Source organism: Acaryochloris marina S15 (assembly GCF_018336915.1).
GTDB classification, from domain to species: Bacteria; Cyanobacteriota; Cyanobacteriia; order Thermosynechococcales; family Thermosynechococcaceae; genus Acaryochloris; species Acaryochloris marina_A.
Window position 1 is genome coordinate 1,458,168 of the sequence record NZ_CP064923.1, and the last position, 21,044, is coordinate 1,479,211.

Below are 21,044 nucleotides of genomic sequence, written 5' to 3' on the forward strand. Positions count from 1 at the left end.
TTCTATGATTTTATTAGCTTATCTTGGGCTAGTCATTTTTATAGCTATATTTGAATTCACTAGGGATAAACAGACTTTACTTGATTTCTTAAGCTTTTTTAATATTCTTTTTTGTTTAGCATTTCCCTTGCCAGGTTTATTCCTATTCTTTTCAGAAAACAATAATCTAAACACATCCATTCTGAAAGGAACTACTATTGATCTCAATAGTTTTCAAGTTCCATTGCTAATTTTTTTAACCTATTTTTTTGTCACAATAGGATTCCATTTGGATTCTGCCATTCAATCTGCTAACAAAATTCACTTCAAAGAAAAAAATGGCGGCCATATTGTAATCACTTATGCATTAATTCTAATATTATTTTCTTGCCTCTCGATCTTAATTTATAGTACTCAAAATGGTGGTCTAGTTAATGCAATTTCTAATGCATCCTTACTACGTTCTACTGTTATTGAAGCACCTCAATTTTCCTTAGTTAAAAGATTCTTTTTGCTATCCTTTATGGGATCTTTTTTATTGTCTTCACTCCTGTTTGACTCTAAAAGTAAAAGAAAAAAATTGCCATTACTAATTACTTTTTTGATTTCAATTGTTGTTTCATTGCTTTCTTTCTTGTTAATAGCAACTCGCGCAAATATATTAAGATATATGCTTACTTTTTATTTAGTATATTCCATTAAAAAAGGCAAACACTCTTGGGGGATATTAATATTTTTTATTACACTACTCACCATTATTTCTTCCTATGGAAAAGAAATATTTGGGAGTCTAATCTATCTTTCAGATGGTATTGATGCTGTTACTGATAATTTCCAGAATAATATTAACGCTAACATGCAGTCAGAAGGTGATCAATCTAATGTCTTAGATGAATTCAGTGCTCCATTTTTTTCAATATTTGCAGCCATAAATTCTACCTATGAACTTAGGTTATTTAGTGATTGGCTCTATGGCTTTGCATCATTTCTTCCTGATCGAATTTATGAAGCACCCCCAACAGTCTCTTACTACAATACTTATTTCTTAGTTAATACTGATAAATATGAAATCCCTTCTGGATTTATCTCTTCATGCTTATACAGCATGTCTTGGCCAGGGCTAATGCTTTTTAGTTTATCTTATGGATGGCTTGGAAGATTTATCCAGCAAGTAACTTATAATCATTCACACGAAATTCATTGGATGCAATATATATATGTTTATTCTGCATTGATATGGTCAGACTATACAATATATGCAGATCCAAAAATATTGCTACAAACACATTTTTGGTTCTTTATTTCATTCTTTTTTTTGATTGTACTATCAAGAAAATTAATTATATCTGATAAATATTTAACTATAAAAATGAGGCCAGATAGGTGATGAACAGAAAATCTATATTATTTATCATCACAAACTTCGACAGAAATGGAGCACAAGTAATACTCTATAATATTTTATTGAAAATAGATCGCTCACTTTTTAGCCCAGTTGTTATCTCTTTAATGAATTCCTCCGATTTTGGAGATCAATTCCAAGAGCTGGAAATTCCTATGTATGCGTTAGGAATGCAACAAAAACTTCCAAATATAGATCACCTTTCTGAATTAGTATCGATTATCAAAAAACATCAGCCAGATATAATCCAAGGGTGGATGTATCATGGCAATATTGCTAGCTGTTTTGCTTATTTATTTTGCTCCCATTCACCTCCAGTCATATGGAGTATTCATCACTCGATCAATGAACTCTCTGCTGAAAAACTACTCACTCGGCTCTTAATTAGAATTGGAACTATATTTTCCTATTCAACTAGAAAAATAGCTTATGTTTCTAAGACTAGTAAAGAGCAGCATGAAAAGCTAGGATATACCTCTCAAAAAAGTTGTGTCATACCCAACGGTTTCGATACTTCGCTATTCACCCCTTCCATTGAGAGAAAGAAGGCTTTTAGAGCTGAGCTTAACTTATCAGATGAAGAGATTGTCATCGGTATAGTTGCTCGATATCATCCCATGAAGGATCATCATAATTTTCTTGCTGCTGCAGCTCTTCTTGTCCCAAAATTTCCTGACATTCACTTTGTTCTTGTGGGAGATGGAGTAGATGAATTAAACACGACCTTAACTCAATTAGTAGAAACCTCAAGACTTCAAAAGCATGTTCATTTGCTTGGGAAAAGAATTGACATGCCTAATATTTTCTCAGCATTAGATATATTGACCTCTGCCTCTGCATATGGAGAGGCCTTTCCATTAGTGGTTGGTGAAGCTATGTCTTGTCAAGTTACCTGTGTCGTCACAGATGTCGGAGACTCAGCTTTTCTAGTTGGAGATACTGGGATAGTAGTACCGACTAAAGATCCTGAATCTCTTGCCAATGCTTGGAGTACATTAATATTAAGGACTCCAGAGGATAGGCTTCTTATGGAAGAAGCCGCCAGACAAAGAATAATTGACTCTTTTTCACTAGAGTCAATTGTGAAACAGTATGAAAGTATGTATGCAGGCTAAAAATACATACAACTCAAATCTCTTGAAATTTGTAGATCTCGTTTGAGACCTACAAATTATTGACATCATGCTGCCATAATCGCTGTTGAAATAGGAACTTCATCACACGATCTCAAAGCTCATGAAACAAGAGATGAAATGATAGCAATGACGCGATCTAAATCTGCATCTGTCATGCAAGATCCAGACGGCAAACATAAACCATTCTTGAACAGGTCTTCAGACACTGCACCGCCAATATGGTCACACTTAGCAAACAAAGGCTGTAAGTGCAAAGGTTTCCAGACAGGTCGAGACTCAATTTGATGGTCACGTAGTGCTTCTTGGACTTTATCTCGGCTCACTCCGAATTTGCTAGAGTCTATCATCAGGCAGGATAACCAATGTGTTGCCTGACCAAAAGTAGGCTCTGGCATTAAAGTTAGCCCAGGCAATACCCCTAAATCTCGTAGATATCGATGATATATTCGACGTCGGGCTGCGACTTTTTTGGGTAAGAGCCTCAGTTGGCCCCGACCTATACCAGCCAACACATTACTAAGACGATAGTTATATCCCAAGTGAGAATGTTGGTAATGGGGAGCCATGTCTCTTGCTTGCGTGGACAAGAATCGAGCTTTAGCAATCAATGTGGCATCTTCTGAAACCAACATTCCTCCACCAGAAGTAGTGATAATTTTATTGCCATTAAAGGAGAACACACCAAGTCGGCCAAATGTACCTGTGGCTTTACCCTGATAAGTTGCCCCCAGAGATTCAGCAGCATCCTCAATCAGTGGAATATCGTATTCATTGCAGATTTCTAAAATAGGGTCGATATCTGCACTTTGGCCGTACAAATGAACTAAGACCACAGCCTTTGGCAATTTACCTTGGCGAGCCCGCTGCCTTAAGGCCTGCGAGAGTAAATTAGGATCCATATTCCAGGAGGTGCGATCGCTGTCTATGAAAACAGGCACTGCCCCTTGATAAAGAATGGGATTCGCACTCGCTACAAAGGTGAGGGTCGAACAAAATACTTCATCGCCAGGTTCAACGCCTACCAGTTGCAAAGCTAGATGTATACCAGCAGTTCCTGAACTCAGTGCTGCTGCATGGGAAATACCCACTGCTTCACTGAATTCCTGTTCAAAGGCATCTAGATGCGGACCTGCAGGTGCAATCCAATTAGTTTCAAAAGCATTAACAACAAAACCCAACTCATCCGTACCCAAGTGCGGCGGAGACAAAAGAATGGGGGGGGCCGTTTTTTTGATATTAAGATCTGATCGTTCAGCAATATTAGTTTTGCTGACGTCAGGAGTCCTATTTTCTAGAGTTTCAGGTTGAAGGTGTAGCAAGAAAAAGTTAACGGTATCTTGCTGAATCCAACCTTTTCGCACAGAAATTTCCCCAAATTTGAGATCTGACTGCTCCTGAACTTGGAGAATTTCCGAAATCTGGTTTTCATCTAGTAGATCGGCTGCGTGCAGATATTGTCCAATAGGCTGGTAAGCAGATTGCGTTAGGAGTTGCGGGAATTGATCCACAAAAAAATGGATTGTGGATGTTTTTAAGGTTCCTTGCGAAGCTAAAATTTCACCAATTTTGAGATTGTCACATTCAGCTTGCGTTTGCAAAGCTTGTTCAAGCTGCTGGGCAGAAACTAAGCCTGCTTTTTTGAGCACAGATCCTAACGGTTTGAGTGGAGTTTTAGTGATAGAGCGATCCAAAGGAGTAGGTAACATCGATTTAGCAATCTCATGAAAGAAATGAACATGGACGCACACGAAAAACTAATTTAGAACTGGAATTTCCATTAGGTTTGGCCAAAAGATTTCGCCACTAAGGCACTAAATCTTCGTGGAATCCTTTCAGTGCTTTATTTTGGCTAGGTGATCTAACCTACATAGCCACTATTCTAAATTTTAGATATTTGGAGAAGCTGATATTGGCTGACACAAGAGGCTCTCACTCAGAAAAGACCGCACTCAAAGGCCTTGTGACACCTAACTTCGCTTGAATAACCAATGCTCATATCACTACCGTAGTTGTGATGTGAGCAAGGGGGATGATTAGAGTATTTGAACTAGTTGCGTCATCAAAACCATCACCCCCCCCAGAATTGTTGATGTAAAGAATAAGTCGGAAGACTTTTATTGCGACTTTTATGGAAATATGAAGTATCCTAAATCAAATTTACCATAATCTTTGTGTTCCTTGACACAAGAAGTTGAGCTTTCATTACCAAGATTTATTAGTGAGCATATAACTATCTGTTTTAGAGCAAAAAATGGATGTGGCTATTTTTTGCTCAGAAAAGTGGTTTTATTCCAGGATCAAAATTTAATCTATACATAAATACTTATACATATTTTTTTAAGATCAAGTAAAATAAGCAATAGGCCAAATAAAGACTTGATGATAGCGCTAAAAGAACTAAGCAAGGTCGTTAAGATAGGCGAACTATGAATATGAGTATCTGTTTATAGGATTATCATCTTAGCTTTGTTTTCTTGGGTTAAAAGATGTTTAGGCTGTAATTATTTGGAAATTTAAATAGGCAATATAATATTCTTTGTTTTTTGATGCTCTCTTTGAATTATCTAAATAAAAATATTGCAAAAATAAACTTTATGAAGATTGTGTATTAAATGGACATAACTATTACTAATCTAGAGTTATTTAATCATCAGGTAAAAATATTATGTTTATTTGCATAATACTTATCTACCTATCTTGTGCTGATACCTTTCTGAGCAGTATAGCCCCACTAATTTATTAAATATTTTGACCCATATCAAAAAGCTCACATCCCAATTATCTAAAGAGTTTTATGCGACCTAATACTCCTGTTTAGTGTGGGGATATAGCAGATGTTGGTGTGACTTAGTCAATACCTTAGGGGGATCAAAAGCAGTCAATTACACACGTTAGGAAAGTAGGTTGTAAGAACAACAATTACTATAGACTTGGTTGAGGAGGATTATACGAAATTGGAAGGCTACTCAATGCACTTTTTAGATAGAAGATGTGTGAGTTTATATGGCCATGATTTTTGCTATGTTTTCTGTAATTAGATAACTATTTTAGTGAGAATGAGTACTCTCAAGAGTTAATTTCGGTTGATATAGAATGAGCGACTCACTACAGTTTTGTAACTGACAATACAATTGAACTTCTGTTTAGCAAGATTGTTGTTCAGGAGTCATGGTTCCCCTTAGGGCAAATTATCTTGATCGAGTCCCGGAACAATCTGCTTCACTTTTGATACTAGGATGATAGAGGCAACAGAATTATATTGATAAACCCTAGTGATCAAGTTCGCTATAAATATTATTTATGTTGCTATCTATGTTTTGTTGGGTTCTTCTTAGACTAACTAAAGATTGGCCGTTAGCTTAAACATGTACTGGCATATATAGAAATTCTATTTTTCAAGCTAGATGAAACTTAAACTAGAACTTAGGAAGCAAAAACATTATTACTGTCTTTTTCTCCTAAAAGTTCTGCACAATAGGAGTTGGCACCAGTGCTAGCCTCTCAAAACAGTAAATCAAGAAAGTTCAGATTAATCCTGCAACGCCATTGGCTACCGTCCTCAGTAGCTTTCACTTTAGTTCTGACCCTCGGAACGCTTGCAATTAAGTTCCTTTATCAGCCTCTTTATGTAGCCGAGGGCCAATTGCGATTTACAAAAGTGAATCCCATTTCTAAACTCACTACGTTAGGCTCTGAAATTGGCAATTTAGATCCGCTTGATCTAGAGGGTAGGCCACTTGAGACTGAATCTGCGGTGATTCAGTCCACCCCTCTTTTGCAAACCACCTTAGATAAACTAAGCTCCCAGAAAAATATTGATTACCCCCTAGACCTCAAAGATTTTCGGCAGAATTTTATCATTTCGGATGTTAAGGGCACTGATATCCTCCGAATTACATATAAATCCATTCGTTCTGACCATGCTGCTTCTGCGGTAAATCTATTGATGCAGGTTTACCTTGAGAACCATCTTCAAGACAATCGCAATTCCATAGAAACGGCTAGCAAATTTATCTCAGAACGAATACCTCAATCAGAAAATACTGTTCAGAAGGCTGAAAGAGCGCTCCGGCAATTTAAGCAAAAAAATCAGATCGTAGACCTCAGTAACCGTGAGCAAGATGCTGAGACAAAAATTGCTGAATTACAGGGAAAAATCAGCGATGCTCAAGCTCAAATTGCACAGATCCAAACCGAAGCTAATGTGCTGAGCAATCAATTGGGTATGACGCCACAACAAGCCATGGCCGCTGTCAGCCTGAGTCAATCTGCCGAGATTCGCGATGTGCTCACACAATTGCAACAAAAAGAGTCTCAGCTTGCTCTGCAAACCAACCAGCTCACCGCCACTCACCCCACGGTTCTTGGTTTAGCGCGGGATGTAAACAAGCTAAAGACTCTATTTCAACAACGTGCCCAGAAAATACTGGGGACAAAATTAGCCACTCCTGAGCCCTTGATTGGTTCCCTACAAGAAGATTTGACCGCAGACCTCGTAAAATTGGAGGCCCAGAGACAAGGCTTAGTTAGTCAAGTTATTGCCCAATCAAGAACTTTAGAATCCTACAAAAAACAACTCAACATTTTCCCTGGCTTAGCAGAGAAGCAGCGAGAATTAGAGCGAAAATTGGAGGCGGCACAGTCTACCTATGCCTTACTGTTACAAAAACAGCAGGAGATTTTAGCTGAAGCGAATCAAAAAGTAGGAAACGCCAGAATTTTAGTACCTGCTCAAATTCCCAAAGTACCGGTTACACCCAGTCAATCGGACTATTTGGCAACCGGACTATTAGGGGTGTTAGCCTTCTTTGCCACTGCCTACATCCTAGAAACTCTGGATAAGTCAATTAGAACCGTAGAAGAAGCCGTTCATCAGTTTGAGTATCCATTACTGGGGGTTATTCCCGTGTTCGGGACTTCTAACCATTCCCTGTTTTACGATGGGGGCTTGCAGCAGTTAGCCCCTAAACTGTTCCTCAGAGATTCTCCGGATTCACCGGTCAGTAATGCCTTTCGGATGCTACAAGTTAGCCTGAAATCGCTAAAAATAGATCACCATTGCCAAACTTTAGTGGTAACGAGTACCTCACCCCAGGAAGGTAAATCCACAGTAGTTGCGAATTTGGCTATGGCCCTTGCCCAAGCAGGTAGTCACGTGCTGGTCGTGGATGGAAATCTTCGCAACCCGTTTCAAGATCGGATGTGGGATGTCTCGAATGAATTTGGTTTAAGCAATATTTTGTTTGGGCAGGCTGATTTGAAAACAGCGACTCAATCGGTTACCTCCCAGGTGGATGTGATGACAGCAGGTAATCTTCATGCCAATGCCATGGGGACCTTGGAATCAAAACAAATGACTTTGATGCTGAATGCAGCTAAATCTACCTATAACTATGTTCTGATTGATGCACCTTCATTAAATTCGGCGGCAGATGTATCCATTTTGGGAGGGCGAGCAGATGGAATTGTGATTGTAGTGAAACCGGGTATTGCCAACCTTCCCAATATAGCTGCAGCAAAGGAGCTATTAATGCGTTCAGGACAACGGGTAACCGGTCTGATCATTAATGGTGCTTTATCGCAAAATCAGGCATATGGGAACGTCCAGGTCCAACCCATGAACGGTCAGGTTACCTCCCAACCCTTGCCCAGCCCATCGCCTGGTGTTTCCTTCAATCAAAATCCTTTTCCCGATTATACGCCTGAAGCTTCGTCACACGTTTTAATCCAGGCTAATGGTCAATCACCCGATGAAATCCCTTTGCGAGATTTGCAAGATCAAGTTGAGCATTTGCGTACAGTGTGGATTCGATCAGTTCAGTTTGTCGAGGAACAAGAAGAAGAGCTCGTCCAGCTGCACCATACTGTATCTGACTTGCAAGAGCAGATTCGCGATGCAGGAGGTTACTCCCAAAGTAACTCTGCAGCGACGGATTTGATACGGTTAGAGCTGCGGCTGGCTCATGACAAAGAACGGTTGCGGTTGTTTGAAAAGACTTTGGTTGGACAGCGGCAGCGTTTACAGTCTCAGGAGACGGTTTTTCAACATCATCTGGGACTTCTTCAGCGACGCATTAAGCGGATTGTGGGCCATCTTGATCAGAATCAACATTGGCATGCTTGACAGGTATGCGGTGACCTTTCCCAGTAACGGTAATTTCCTAATAGAGGCGAAACTATCTAGGCTGGAGTGCTGAGGCTGCCTAAAACTGACGATAATAAACCTGGAAACAGCTCATCGAGTTCTTCTTGCCGCAGGGAATTAATATGTTGAGTCCCTTCTTTGCGCGCATAAATCACGCCAGACTCCCGCAAAATTTTGAAGTGATGGGAGAGGGTGGACTTAGCAATTTCACAATCGAAGGCATTGCAAGTCAGTTCCCCTGAAGTGGCAAGTTGATTGACGATATTTAATCGAACTGGGTCTCCTAGGGCGTACAACACAGCCGCCAAGGAGATTTGCTGCGGTTCTGGATGGAACAAAATTTTCATAGTTGCATTATGCCACGGGATGATCTATATTTTAATTGTTCGAGATTCTCGAATAAAAGAACAATAAAGGGAGTCACATTATGTCTTCTACTACCACTATCAATGACACCACCTTTACTACAGAGGTGCTTGAGAGCCAGCAACCTGTTCTCGTCGATTTTTGGGCCCCTTGGTGTGGACCTTGCCGCATGGTCGGTCCAATCGTTGAAGACATTGCTTCGGACTATCAAGATCAGGTCAAAGTCGTTAAATTCAATGTTGATGAAAGCAGCGAGATTGCCAGTCAATATGGGATTCGCAGCATTCCAACTTTAATCGTATTTAAGGAAGGCCAGCCTGTTGAAACCTTGGTTGGTGCTTCTCCTAAAGCAGTTTTAGTCGAAGCTTTAGACAAACATCTTTAGGGCTGCTGCTTTTTGAAGATAAGGCGTAGCGCGCGCTGCCTGCCTATTTCCCAGGCCAGTTCAGTTTTTTACCACTACCGCAAATAGACAGGGAGATTTCGCGTGTCTAACTCACCCTTGTTCGAACCCATTCACCTGGGTGCCATTGCCCTGGGCAATCGAATTGTGATGGCACCCTTAACCCGAGGTCGATCCGGTATTGAACGGATTCCCAACGATCTGATGACGGAATACTACCAACAGCGAGCCAGCGCTGGCTTGATCATTGCAGAAGCGACTCAAATCTCGGCGCAAGCTGCTGGTTGGGGCGAAACGCCAGGGATTTATGCTGATGCCCAAATCCAGGCCTGGCAGAGAATTACAAGTGCGGTCCATCAGCAGGGGGGCAAAATTGTCCTGCAAATCTGGCATACGGGACGAGCTTCTCATCCTGATTTTCAGTTGAATGGGGCACTGCCAATTTCTGCCTCAGCCGTTAAGCCAGCCGGTGAAATCCATACTATTAAGGGCAAAAAACCTTTTGTTACCCCAAAAGCTGCAAGCCTGGAAGAGATTGCTGGCATTATCCAAGATTTTGCTCAAGCCACTCGCAATGCTCGACAAGCGGGTTTTGATGGGGTTGAAATTCATGCTGCCAATGGTTACTTGATTGATCAGTTTCTTAGAGATGGTACCAATCAGCGACAAGATGCTTATGGTGGCCCGATTGAGAATCGGGTTCGGTTTTTGCTGGAAGTGACGGAAGCGGTGGTCGATGCCTGGAGTGCGGATCATGTCGGTGTCCGATTGTCTCCAACCAATGCGTTTAATGACATGACCGATAGCAATCCGATCGCAACTTTCACCCATGCCGCTCAAGCGCTCAATACTTACAATCTAGCCTATCTCCATATTCTCGAAGCCCTACCAGGACATATGCTGGCGGTGGAAGGCGAGCGGGTGAGTCCTTATATGCGACAGGTTTTTCAAGGTCCGTTGATGATCAATGGTGGCTATGATGCAGCGAGTGGTGCTGCTGCGATCGCAAACCAAGAAGCCGATCTAGTCGCCTATGGTGTGCCGTTTATTGCCAATCCTGACTTACCGGAAAGCTTTGCAAGACAAGCGCCCCTCAATGAACCGGATATATCCACGTTCTATTCCCGTGGGGCAAAAGGCTATACAGACTATCCATTTTTAGACCCGGTCGTGACAGCCGCATAGCATCGAGCTTTTTATCCCGATACTTTCCTAGATCGTCTCGTGGTTACCCGTCGGGTCACTACGAGACTTTTTTGAGTGGGTGATTATGCACCTAAAAAATACACCGTTAATTTATAGGTGCATAGTCTCGATCGGGTTGATTACAACCCCAATTCGGATAAGCCAGGATGACCGGCAGGGCGGGGGTCTAAGGGCCAGTGGAATTTGCGATCGCACTCCTGAATCGGCAGATCATTAATGCTGGCAATGCGACACTTCATTAGACCTAACTCATTAAATTCCCAATTCTCATTGCCATAGGCACGAAACCAGCTACCTGCGTCATCATGCCATTCATAGGCAAAACGGACCGCAATCCGATTTTCATGGGTCGCCCAGAGTTCTTTAATCAAGCGATAGTCCAGTTCTTTTGCCCACTTTCGTTGCAAAAAGGCCACAATCTCAGCACGACCTGAAATAAATTCAGCGCGGTTTCGCCAGACACTATCAACGCTATAGGCCAGAGATATTTTGTCAGGATTGCGACCGTTCCAGGCATCTTCGGCAAAGCGAACTTTGGCTGTTGCGGATTCGATATCAAAGGGAGGTAAGGGGGGTTTTGCAATATCTTCAGGCATAGGAAAGCTATTCAGAGTAGAGAAAAATGAGCATGGGGTCGGTTTACTTTTAGCTGGATGGCTGATTCGCTAAACCTAGAGCCACTCTCAGTCCCCAAGGATAGGTAGTTCTGTTCCCTGAAAGAGTAGTCTATGATTCAAAATACTATTTCCGCTACACCTTTGATCGTTATGAGGTTGCAACTAGATCGAGCAGAGTTCCCCCAATAACGGCACGATGTTTTACTCCTTAAGTAGTATTGAATTTTCTCAAGTGGCGTCTTTGAATATAGAGGTACTCCGTCTAGAACTATTCGGTCAGTAAAGTATCTACTCTAAGCATTACAAGTGCCGAGTATTTTAGACATATGACCCAACCCAGGCGAGAATTATCGCTTTTTTGGCAATTGACGATTAACCAATTGATAGTTTTGGCTAGCCAGCATGGCTTTCTCTCAAAGTAGAAGAACTTGTTTATCTGTAATCCTGTTATTGAGCTTGGGGTGGTTACCTGGATGTCAGTCTCCTCAGAAGACTGCGCCTAGTGAGGGAGCCTCTGGTCGCACAGTTACATTTGGTTCAGTCTTGGCTTTAGCTGGACAAGAAGAAGGCCTGGGCAACCGGATGAAAATCGGTTTAGAGGCCGCATTGAAGGATCAAAAAGTGCAAGGGAGATCCATTCGTCTGATCTTCAAGAATGACTATTACGAACCAGCCAGCACTCAACAAGCAACCCAAGAAATCATTCAAGACAAGATATTTCTGATGATTGGCAATGTGGGCACACCCACAGCCAAAGTGTCTTTACCCATCCTGGCAGCACAGAACATTCCGGCGGTCGGCTTTTTCACAGGCTCGGGGATTCTGAGGCCCGGCAAAGGCCCCATCGTCAACTATCGTGCCAGCTATGGGCAAGAAATTAAAGCAGTGGTTCAACTGGCAATCCGTAATGGCATAACTCCCCAACAAATCTGTGCCTATGTCCAAAATGACAGTTATGGCATGTCTGGTTTAGCAGGGCTAAAGTCAGCCATCGCAGCCGCCAAGGGTGATCCAGCCATCATTCAATCCTTTGAAAAGATCCTTGCCATGACAGGGGATAACCCCCAACGCAACAATATTGGCCCCGTTGGTGTATATGCTCGCAACACGCCGGATGTCGTTCCTGGCTATCAGTCCATCAAAGCCTGGGAAAAAGCAACTGGAGCCCAGTGCCGCCTGATCGTCACAGTCGGTTCCTACAGCAACATTGCTCGCTTTGCCAGCCACCTTCAGCAGCAAGGCGAAAAATGGATTATCTCAGCGGTTTCCTTTACAGGCGGCGATGATTTCATTCTTGATTTAGAAGAGTATGGCATTCGTGACCGAGTGATCATGACCCATGTCGCTCCTTTATTAGATTCAACGCTGCCCATTGTCACAGAAGCCAGAACTAAACTGAAGAATGAATTCGGTCATGTCTCCTTAGAAGGGTACATTGTGGGCAAAATGACCCTGCGAATTTTCAATGATATTCCAGGAGAAATCACTCGTGAAAGCTTTATGCAGCAAGTGGCTCGTTCCCAGTTTGATTTAGGGGGGGTAACGATTGATTTTTTGGAAAACGATAATCAAGGTTCAAATCTAGTGATTTTGAGCTACTTAACCCCTCAAGGATTTAGAACCTTAGACCCTTCAATATTCAAAGCCATGCTCCAATAACAGGAGATTGAGTTCATATTCTATTTGATCGCGATTTTGATGAGTAAAACATCCCTGGAGAGAAATCCCATCCCCAATATCCAAGCGCAAAGATGAACAAAACGCTTCTTGACGAGAACAATGATCATCCCTTGGCAGAAAGCTTTCAGAGAGTCAATGTGATCTCCGAGGATTATCTACGTTTAGCGGTAATTAAACAGGAAGCCAGTCAATCTCAGCTTTCCTTAGCTGCCTATATTCATCAACTTGAACAATATAACCAGGCACAGCAGTCTACCCCCCCTCCAAAACCACCTCTCCTCAAACCGTTCTCGATTCTGGATGCCAAGGTGAGTGATTTTGTGGCTTGGCTAGAAATGATTTCTATCATTAAGCTGGCAACGGTCCTGGGCGAAGCAGCTATTCTCATTGCCTTTATTTCTTATCTTTTCTCTATCCCCTATCAACAGCAGAAAAAAATAGACGATGCTCGTAATGTTCTCGTGGATCAAAAGGGGCAACAACATAGTGATGGCAGAATAGCGGCCCTCAAAACCCTCGATTCACTCTGTGCTAGCAATGCTGGCCTGCAAGCCCCCAAGGCCCAAATGGTGGGAATTCAACTGAATCATTGCCACAAATTGTTTTTCAGTTTCGAAAGTTTTCACCAATGGCCTTTCCAGTTTTCTGAGCATCAAGGCATTGATTTATCCTATGCAAATTTAGATCGAGCCAATCTTGCCAAAGCCAATTTAGAAAAAGCCAACCTCAAGGGCAGTAATTTAAAGGGAATCAACCTCAGCGAAGCCAATCTGCAAGGGGCCAATCTGCAAGGGGCCAATCTAGAAGGCGCGAATCTAGAAGGGGCCAATCTGCAAGGGGCTAACTTTACGGATGCAGTATTGCACGGCAGCTTTCTCAATAATGCCAATTTAACGAAGGCCAATCTATCGCAGGCAAAAATGCACAAGGTGCAGGCCTTATGGGCGAAATTTAATCAAGCCAACCTTCATCGCACAGATTTATATCAAGCCAATCTGAATCGCTCCAACTTTAAGGGTAGTGATCTGTACAAAGCCAATTTGCAGGATAGCTCCCTCCAATCGGCTGACTTTTTAGACGATGCCAACTTGCGATCGACGAACTTGAATAATGCCGATCTCTCTAAAGCCAGCTTTTGGGCACTCCACCAACTCAAACGGGCCAAGCACTGGCAGTCCGCCACTAAAAGTCCCAATTGGATGCAAACGATTGCCCGCCCTCGCTCGCCTCGCTTACGAATTGGCCTGATCAAATCAGCCGATAGCACTATCTTTAAAGCCTATGAATTGGGAATGCGGCGAGCCGCCAATCGACGAGTCGAAATTTGGAGTTTGCTGTCTGCCTCCGGGGTTCAAAATGAAGCCCAAACCATCCAGGAACTGATTGACTCTGGTATTGATGCCATCGTGTTGTCTCCAGAAGATCCATTAGGGTCTATCTCAGCCCTTGAAAAGGCTTATCAAGCTGGCGTAGTAGTGATTACAGTCGATTTCTGTTTCGATAAAGAAACCGCAAAAGATATGGTGTTTGCTTGTTTCAATACCAATAGCTTAAAAATGGGAGCTGATTCGGCAGAACACCTCACCCAATGGGCTTCGACCCATCTGCAGGATCAGCCTCTAAATATTGGCGTGGTGGATAGTGCGGAATATGAACGGTATTACCCCAACTATCAAGGCTTCTTAAACGGTATGGCTGCATCCGCAGTTAAATGGCGAGAAATTTCTTCCGTAGATGCGATTACTCGAACCGACATTGCTCGCGTTAAAGAAATGCTGTCGGAGAATCCCCAGATCAATATCTTGTGGGGAGGATCTAACTTGGCCACAGAAATTTCTGTGGCGGCAGTAGAAGAATTAGGGTGGCAAGAGAAAGTTAAAGTTTTTGGCATTCTGGATCTATCTAAAGACAAGGCCCGAATGCTGTTAGATCCCAACAGTCCCCTCCAATCGATCATCGATCAGGCAGGGGTCAAAATCGGCTACAAAGCCGTCCATGCGGCAGTGGAAGTTTTAAGACATCAAAAAACTCAGTACACCGAATATCCGATAGAACATCGGCTGCTGACCCAGACTGATAAAGCAGCGGTCAAAGAGCTATTAACGGAAGCCAACAGCATTCAATAACCCCATTCGTTGGTGGTTAAACTTAGCTATTTTGTTGCAACATTGTTTGATAGCGGCCCAGGGCCGTTAAGGGGAAATGCTGCTGGTAAAGATGATATTTCAGATAGAAATGGCCAGGAAAACCCGTGCCTGTGAAATAGTCTTCATTCCAAGTGCCATCCATCTTTTGCGTGGTCGTGAGATAATTCACGCCCCGCTCAATCGCTGCATCAGCATAAGTGGAGGTCGCTTCACCTGCTGACAGCAGTCCCATAAGCGCCCAAGCCGTTTGGGAAGCGGTGCTAGGACCTTGGCCTTTGAGCTTCGGGTCATCATAGCTGCCACAGGTCTCGCCCCAACCCCCATCAGGATTTTGACAACTCACTAACCAAGCGGCAGCTTGTTTGATTTCAGATTGCCAACCTTGCGGATCGATCAAGGCTAGGGCAGCCAACACGCCACTCGTACCGTAAATATAGTTGACTCCCCAACGCCCAAACCAGCAGCCTTCTGGTTCTTGCTCGGTTCGCAAATACCGCAGTGCCCGATCAACGCTATCTTTCCCCGTCGTCTTATGACAGCGCCCGATCATTTCCAGCACACGAGCAGTGACGTCAGCAGTATTGGGGTCAATCATGGCTTTGAGGTCCCCGTAGGGCAAGGCATTCAGCCAGTCTTGATCGTTATTGATATCAAAGGCGGCCCATCCTCCAGGACGGCATTGCATGGTGGCAATCCAGTTCGTGGCTCTGACAATGGCCGCATCCTTTGCCTGTTCATCCGGCAACTGGACTTCGTTTAAGGCCATGACCACAACGGCTGTATCGTCCACATCAGGATAAAATCGATTGTCAAACTCAAAGGCCCAGCCCCCTGGCAAGCCCCCTGGATTTTTAACGGACCAATCTCCGTAATCTAGGATTTGTTTATCTAGCAGCCATTCTCCCGCTTTCACCAGGGCTGGATGGTCTGGAGCTAAACCGGACTCGGCTAACCCTCGCACAACCAGGGCCGTATCCCACACAGGAGAAATACAGGGTTGAATCCAATATTGATCCTCGGTTTCGAGGGCAAAGGCATCCAGAGCCGCCATACCCCGTTCAATAATCGGATCGTGGACATCGTATTCCAGGGCTTTCAATCCCAGTAAGGAATTGAGCATGGCCGGGATAATCCCGCCCCAGTCACCGGTTGCTTCTTGACGCTCCAAGATCCAACGTTCTGCAGCACGAATCCCTTCTTCTCGGAAGGGGACTAGATTGGTGGCTTCGGCAAATTTGAATAGACCATCTAGATAAATAAACGCATCGGTCCATTCGTTGCTGAGGGGCAGATCAAATTGGGCGCGATTTCGGCCTTCTATATAGAGCTCATCCAGATTGAATCCAGCTTCGACTGCGTAGATTGGCTCTCGATCCATAACGATCAGCAAGGGAACGGTACTGCCCCTGGCCCAACTGGACATTTCGTAAATGGTGACGGGAAATTGCTCCGGCAACAACATCACCCAGGGCGGTAAGGAGGGAATACCTCGCCACTCATAACAGCCAATTAACGCCAAATGCAGCTTGGTAAACACGCGGGTGCGGCTAATCCCCCCATGCTCCAAAATAAATTCTCTCGCCCGCACCATCGCAGGATCGGTAGCTGCAACTCCCAAGAGTTTGAGGGCCATATACGCTTCTACAGAAACGCTGATTTCACCGCCATCGCCAAAGTAGAGTTCCCAGCCGCCGTGGTCTCGCTGTTGCGATCGCAAATAAGTCTCCACCTTCGCCAAAGGCCGACTGCGATCCGTGCCCCAAATCTTATGGAGCAGAACCACTTCAGAGGTAATCGAAACATTGGATTCTAGCTCTGCCCACCAGTAGCCTTTCTCATCTTGCTGGGTAAGCAGATAGCTTTGCGAAGCTGCAATCGCAGCTTCGAGGGTTTTAGAATTCACTCTGTCTCGAACAGGCATAGCTCTTAAAATTCAGTCAATCGTGACGACAGTCGATTCATCTTACCGGATTCCGCAAAGGTGCGGCACGATTGTGGTTCCACTCTCCTAGCTGGAACACATTCTGAAGTGTAGGAGTCTATTTTAATAACCGTTCTCCCAAGACAAATTACCCTGTCCCCTTTACTCAAGCAATAGCTTCCCGACCAGCGTTCTCCCTTCAATTCATGAAGTAGTCAGGATATAGCTTGGGTATGATGAGGAAGTGCCTAGTGTCTGGAAAATTCCGCCAGCTTCCCTTGAACCGTTCTGCACCTAATTTTTTGAGAGGCCCAGCTGACTACCCATGCCTAAATATTGTTCTACCCCTGCAAAACGGATCGCGATATTAGCAGCGGGAGGCTTAGTGGGAGTTCTATTATCGGCCTTACCTAGCCATGCTGGATTTAAGCCACCCGGTGATTTGGAAAAACCCGGAAATCGACGAGGGTTGGCGACACGGGCATTCGAACCGAAGAAAGGGCCATTAAACGAGAGTGCACCTCGACGACCTAGCCAAGTGGTTCCGATTCCCTTACCCAGACCGGATGCACCGCCCATCTGGGAATTACCGGGTGATCCCGCCGTTTCGCCACAGCCAGGTCAACCTAAAGCCTGTTCTACTAGTGGTCGCCCCACTCTCACCACATTGGTGCCCAAAAGTAATATTGGCTTAAGTGCAACGGCTTTTCCAACCTTTTATTGGTTTACCCCCACTAATAGCTACCGCATCGTCCAGTTCAGTTTGTACGAGGTAGGGGCTGGAGGTCGCTCTAGGAAAGAAGTCTATTCCACTACTTTTCAGGCTTCAGGTAAAGCAGGACTATCTAGAATTTCCATCCCCGATCAAGAATCAACCCTCGCCTTGAAACCAAAAACAGATTATCAATGGGTCGTGGGACTCTTCTGTACTCGCAAGGGCCGCAATGGCATCATCGCCAATGGGTGGATTCGCTATGTACCGCCTACCCAAGACGTAGCTAAAAAGGTCTCAAAATCTAAACTTAAGGATCAGGTCAACGCCTTTGCAGAAGCAGGCTATTGGTATGATGCCGTGCAGGCCTTAGCCGCCGCTCGACGGGAGAAGCCTGAGGATGGACGTCTTAGTAAGACATGGAAAACACTATTTGAAGCAGACGCCGTTCAACTTTCGGAGATTGCTGCTCAAAAATAGTTCGATAGGGCTTCATCAAGCTGATAGGCTCCTCATCCTAAGGGTTCCGCAATAAATCCCTCACATCTCATCCTCATCCCATGAAGAACTTGCAATCTTCAGCTGCTCCTCATGGATAAATTGCATGGACGTTGGGGTAGGAATCTTGCGCTCAAATAAAAAAGTCGTAGGGGGTTCACAGAGATAGCAATCTGATTCAAAGGCGATAAACCAACTACACACTTGAATCAAGTGCTTATAAGCTTGCCATAGCGGAACATTATACGGGGCCCTCAGGGTTCGTTGGGCAACAGAAAAATGAAAATCTAGCATGCATGCTTCCGTCGTATACCCACATCTTGGGAAAATCCAAGATATACCCTTTTCCCTTCTCCAGCTCAGGGGTAGATCATCCAGAAATTCATGCTGCAAAAAATTGGCCAGACTCTCGTCAATATAGCCACCTTTAACTTGGTTGCATGGATAGGCCAATGACCAATCCCAAGAACCGATACTCCCACGAAAGCGTTGTTGAAGATCATGGATTCTTGCCATTTCCAGGGTCGGGAAAACCATGCCATCCTGGCAATAATATAGGTTATCAAACCGGCCTTTAGTACTTGCTGCCAGAGCATGAGGGCCATCACAATAGTGAATATTCGGATAAGCCAAGCCAAGGATTTCGTATATCCTTTGAATTACGCCTTGAACTTGATTTCGATCAAGCCTGCTGGTTGAAATCGTGATTCCGTTCCATAAGCGGCAGTAGGTGGGGATAAAGCTTTTTTCTTCTTCCGTCAGCTCCTGTAACAACGCCATCCTGATTAATTCTGCTTGGTTAGATTAACGTTTTCTCTTCACCACAAAATACAGCCAGTAAAAAGCTGATAAGCACTTAAGCAGAAGTAATTACAATCTATTTCCTTGCTAAGCCAGGGTTTTAGCAAAAATGTTGTGAAATTAATTATGTCCTACTGCTTATCAACGGCCAAGCCATCACTTCAACCGGAATAATTTGCGAATGGGGCGCGATGATCTAGCTTCTAGTGAGGTGAGCAATTCATACTCTCCTGGACGAAACCTTTTTTTAGAGGGTGTAATCCCTAAGGTAAAGGCCCCAACCTTGCGATCTAGCTCACTCGTTTCTCGAAAAACTTGAATGGGGGGAATTTTGTCATCCTTGGTCTTGCCAAGATAGCGGAGGATATAAGTGATTTCAGAATCTCCTCGGAATTGTACATTCGCAATGCTGGGCAATTTAGCCGTAAAGGCTAGAGTTGTGATGTCAATCGAGAGTTCACTCAAATCTTCGGCACAAGGTTCTTTAGCATCGCTACTCCCCTCACAAATTTTGATACCACTGATGCTGTTATTTAAACCAGCATCCTCAATATCCCCCTCATTACGCTTGGTGACATCCTCAGGATCAGTCCATACAGAAAAGATCTGCTCTTCGGCCAACGGTTTTTGCTGACCAATTCCTTCCGGCATTAACGTAACGCGGTAGGTACCAGGCTGCAGATTAACCTGATCTAGCTGCAGGGCCACCTCTCGTTTCCCCTTCGGCACATCAAATACATTGCTAAACACCTCAGACTCTTGGTCAGGCTCTGGCCAATAATCCAGAGTAACCTTAACCTGTTTAGCTGCTTTACCTTTTCGGAGTTTCGCGCTGACCGAAATGGTTTGAGTTTGTTCTAAGAAAGCAATCTCATGCTTTTCACACTGGCCGTCTACCGGGGATTTACAAACGGCTACATTGGTAAAGCGGACCAGATTTCCCCCTGTCACCATCAATGCCGCAAACAAAACCATCACGGCTAAAAATATTTTCAAGAAGCGAGATTTTAGCCAGGGGAAACGCTGATTGAGGCGTCCTTGAATGGGAGGGGCCACAAGGATGACGGCGAGTAGTGCAATGATAAAACCAATCCACTCACCTGAAATCAACAAACCTGAACTCATGAGAAGTGCAACTACTGTGAGCAGCCACTGAAAAAATTTCATAGTTTTTGCAAAATATCACCAATTCCCCCATCGTTTTATAACACTAAATAGTCTATTTACTTTACTGAAATAGTAATTAAAAACTCTGGATAAAGTCAAAATTAAAGAGGTCAATGGCTACCCATGAGCACAAAAGTTTCTGTTTTTATTGCGACCAGCTTAGATGGGTTTATTGCCAGGAAAAATGGAGACATCGACTGGCTCGATGATGCCAATGCAACTGTCCCGGAGGGGGAAGATTGCGGTTATCAAGCCTTTATGGCATCGGTGGATGTCCTCATCATGGGGCGCAAGACCTATGAACAGGTTCTATCTTTTGGGGAGTGGCCCTACGGTCAAACCCGAGTCATTGTCTTGAGTCAAAGCCCTATCAAATTCCCTGACCACTTACCTACCTGCATTACACACTCAGCAGAAACCCCACCCATGCTCTACAACCGTCTCGCCAAGGAAGGTGCCCAGCATTTATATATAGATGGTGGGGTGACCATCCAGAGATTTTTGGCAGCGGGCCTGATTGATAAACTCACCATCACCGTGATTCCTATTCTGTTAGGTGACGGGATACCTCTATTCGGTTCCTTGGCAAAGGATCTGCAGCTGACTCACCTCAGCTCCCACACCTATGACTTTGGATTTGTCCAACTTAAATATGCCGTTCCTTGAAACATGCTCCCTCACTTCCCAGTCAGTTCACCCAGGTGTATAGACAGGATGAATGTGATGCGATCGCAGATCTGTATTGCTGTATGGTCAGTAAGATCTCATCAGAGACTCAAGCCTTCCCACCCTCATCGCTGATCACCCAACGCTAGGATTGTGGCATGCTCTCGCCTTACCCATGCCAATATTGCCCCGTCAAAC

At 44.0% G+C, this 21,044-nt stretch carries 16 protein-coding genes; 10 read left to right on the top strand and 6 right to left on the bottom strand.

What is annotated here, in order from left to right; genetic code table 11:
* The first annotated feature begins 4 nt into the window (after nt 1-4).
* Nucleotides 5-1,366, top strand: a complete 1,362-nt coding sequence (locus I1H34_RS07490) for an O-antigen polymerase (protein WP_212665050.1) — start codon at nt 5-7, stop codon at nt 1,364-1,366.
* The gene (locus I1H34_RS07495) at nt 1,366-2,496 is read left to right on the top strand and encodes a glycosyltransferase (RefSeq protein WP_249369897.1); all 1,131 of its coding nucleotides are present in this window, start codon (nt 1,366-1,368) and stop codon (nt 2,494-2,496) included. Before I1H34_RS07490 ends, I1H34_RS07495 begins: the two co-directional genes overlap by 1 nt.
* A gap of 119 nt (nt 2,497-2,615) precedes the next feature.
* Here the strand turns inward: I1H34_RS07495 and I1H34_RS07500 are convergent, their stop codons facing one another.
* The gene (locus I1H34_RS07500; protein ID WP_315874871.1) at nt 2,616-3,776 is read right to left on the bottom strand and encodes a DegT/DnrJ/EryC1/StrS family aminotransferase; all 1,161 of its coding nucleotides are present in this window, start codon (nt 3,774-3,776) and stop codon (nt 2,616-2,618) included.
* Between the two features lie 2,399 nt (nt 3,777-6,175).
* Here I1H34_RS07500 and I1H34_RS07505 point away from each other — a divergent pair.
* The gene (locus I1H34_RS07505) at nt 6,176-8,641 is read left to right on the top strand and encodes a GumC family protein (RefSeq protein ID WP_249369899.1); all 2,466 of its coding nucleotides are present in this window, start codon (nt 6,176-6,178) and stop codon (nt 8,639-8,641) included.
* A 56-nt stretch (nt 8,642-8,697) separates the two neighbouring features.
* Here the strand turns inward: I1H34_RS07505 and I1H34_RS07510 are convergent, their stop codons facing one another.
* Nucleotides 8,698-9,009 carry an ArsR/SmtB family transcription factor gene (locus I1H34_RS07510; protein ID WP_212665053.1) on the bottom strand — a complete coding sequence of 104 codons (312 nt, stop codon included), beginning with the start codon at nt 9,007-9,009 and terminating at the stop codon, nt 8,698-8,700.
* 80 nt (nt 9,010-9,089) lie between these two features.
* Between I1H34_RS07510 and trxA the strand changes: the two genes are divergently transcribed.
* Together trxA and I1H34_RS07520 are read left to right on the top strand one after the other, a co-directional pair.
* The gene (gene trxA, locus I1H34_RS07515; RefSeq protein WP_212665054.1) at nt 9,090-9,413 is read left to right on the top strand and encodes a thioredoxin; all 324 of its coding nucleotides are present in this window, start codon (nt 9,090-9,092) and stop codon (nt 9,411-9,413) included.
* Nucleotides 9,414-9,515: 102 nt separating this feature from the next.
* Nucleotides 9,516-10,616 carry an alkene reductase gene (locus I1H34_RS07520; protein ID WP_212665055.1) on the top strand — a complete coding sequence of 367 codons (1,101 nt, stop codon included), beginning with the start codon at nt 9,516-9,518 and terminating at the stop codon, nt 10,614-10,616.
* Nucleotides 10,617-10,756: 140 nt separating this feature from the next.
* Here the strand turns inward: I1H34_RS07520 and I1H34_RS07525 are convergent, their stop codons facing one another.
* The gene (locus I1H34_RS07525) at nt 10,757-11,233 is read right to left on the bottom strand and encodes a nuclear transport factor 2 family protein (protein WP_212665056.1); all 477 of its coding nucleotides are present in this window, start codon (nt 11,231-11,233) and stop codon (nt 10,757-10,759) included.
* Nucleotides 11,234-11,656: 423 nt separating this feature from the next.
* Between I1H34_RS07525 and I1H34_RS07530 the strand changes: the two genes are divergently transcribed.
* The gene (locus tag I1H34_RS07530) at nt 11,657-12,913 is read left to right on the top strand and encodes an ABC transporter substrate-binding protein (protein ID WP_249369901.1); all 1,257 of its coding nucleotides are present in this window, start codon (nt 11,657-11,659) and stop codon (nt 12,911-12,913) included.
* Between the two features lie 92 nt (nt 12,914-13,005).
* Nucleotides 13,006-15,060 (top strand): pentapeptide repeat-containing protein, encoded by a 2,055-nt coding sequence (locus I1H34_RS07535; protein WP_212665057.1) that lies wholly within the window; start codon nt 13,006-13,008, stop codon nt 15,058-15,060.
* Between the two features lie 22 nt (nt 15,061-15,082).
* Here I1H34_RS07535 and shc read toward each other — a convergent pair whose 3' ends face one another.
* Nucleotides 15,083-17,002, bottom strand: coding sequence for a squalene--hopene cyclase (shc, locus tag I1H34_RS07540; RefSeq protein WP_212665058.1), 1,920 nt, complete (start codon nt 17,000-17,002; stop codon nt 15,083-15,085).
* A gap of 325 nt (nt 17,003-17,327) precedes the next feature.
* Between shc and I1H34_RS07545 the strand changes: the two genes are divergently transcribed.
* Nucleotides 17,328-18,194: a DUF928 domain-containing protein gene (locus I1H34_RS07545; RefSeq protein ID WP_212665059.1), complete on the top strand. Its 867-nt coding sequence runs from the start codon at nt 17,328-17,330 to the stop codon at nt 18,192-18,194.
* A 60-nt stretch (nt 18,195-18,254) separates the two neighbouring features.
* On the opposite strand, the gene I1H34_RS07550 is transcribed toward I1H34_RS07545, so the two are convergent.
* Nucleotides 18,255-18,992, bottom strand: coding sequence for a hypothetical protein (locus I1H34_RS07550; RefSeq protein ID WP_212665060.1), 738 nt, complete (start codon nt 18,990-18,992; stop codon nt 18,255-18,257).
* Nucleotides 18,993-19,169: 177 nt separating this feature from the next.
* Nucleotides 19,170-20,138: a hypothetical protein gene (locus I1H34_RS07555; RefSeq protein WP_212665061.1), complete on the bottom strand. Its 969-nt coding sequence runs from the start codon at nt 20,136-20,138 to the stop codon at nt 19,170-19,172.
* A gap of 165 nt (nt 20,139-20,303) precedes the next feature.
* On the opposite strand from I1H34_RS07555, the gene I1H34_RS07560 reads away from it, so the two are divergent.
* The gene (locus I1H34_RS07560; protein WP_212665062.1) at nt 20,304-20,846 is read left to right on the top strand and encodes a dihydrofolate reductase family protein; all 543 of its coding nucleotides are present in this window, start codon (nt 20,304-20,306) and stop codon (nt 20,844-20,846) included.
* The gene (locus I1H34_RS07565) at nt 20,843-20,995 is read left to right on the top strand and encodes a hypothetical protein (protein WP_212665063.1); all 153 of its coding nucleotides are present in this window, start codon (nt 20,843-20,845) and stop codon (nt 20,993-20,995) included. Before I1H34_RS07560 ends, I1H34_RS07565 begins: the two co-directional genes overlap by 4 nt.
* Nucleotides 20,996-21,044: the final 49 nt, after the last annotated feature.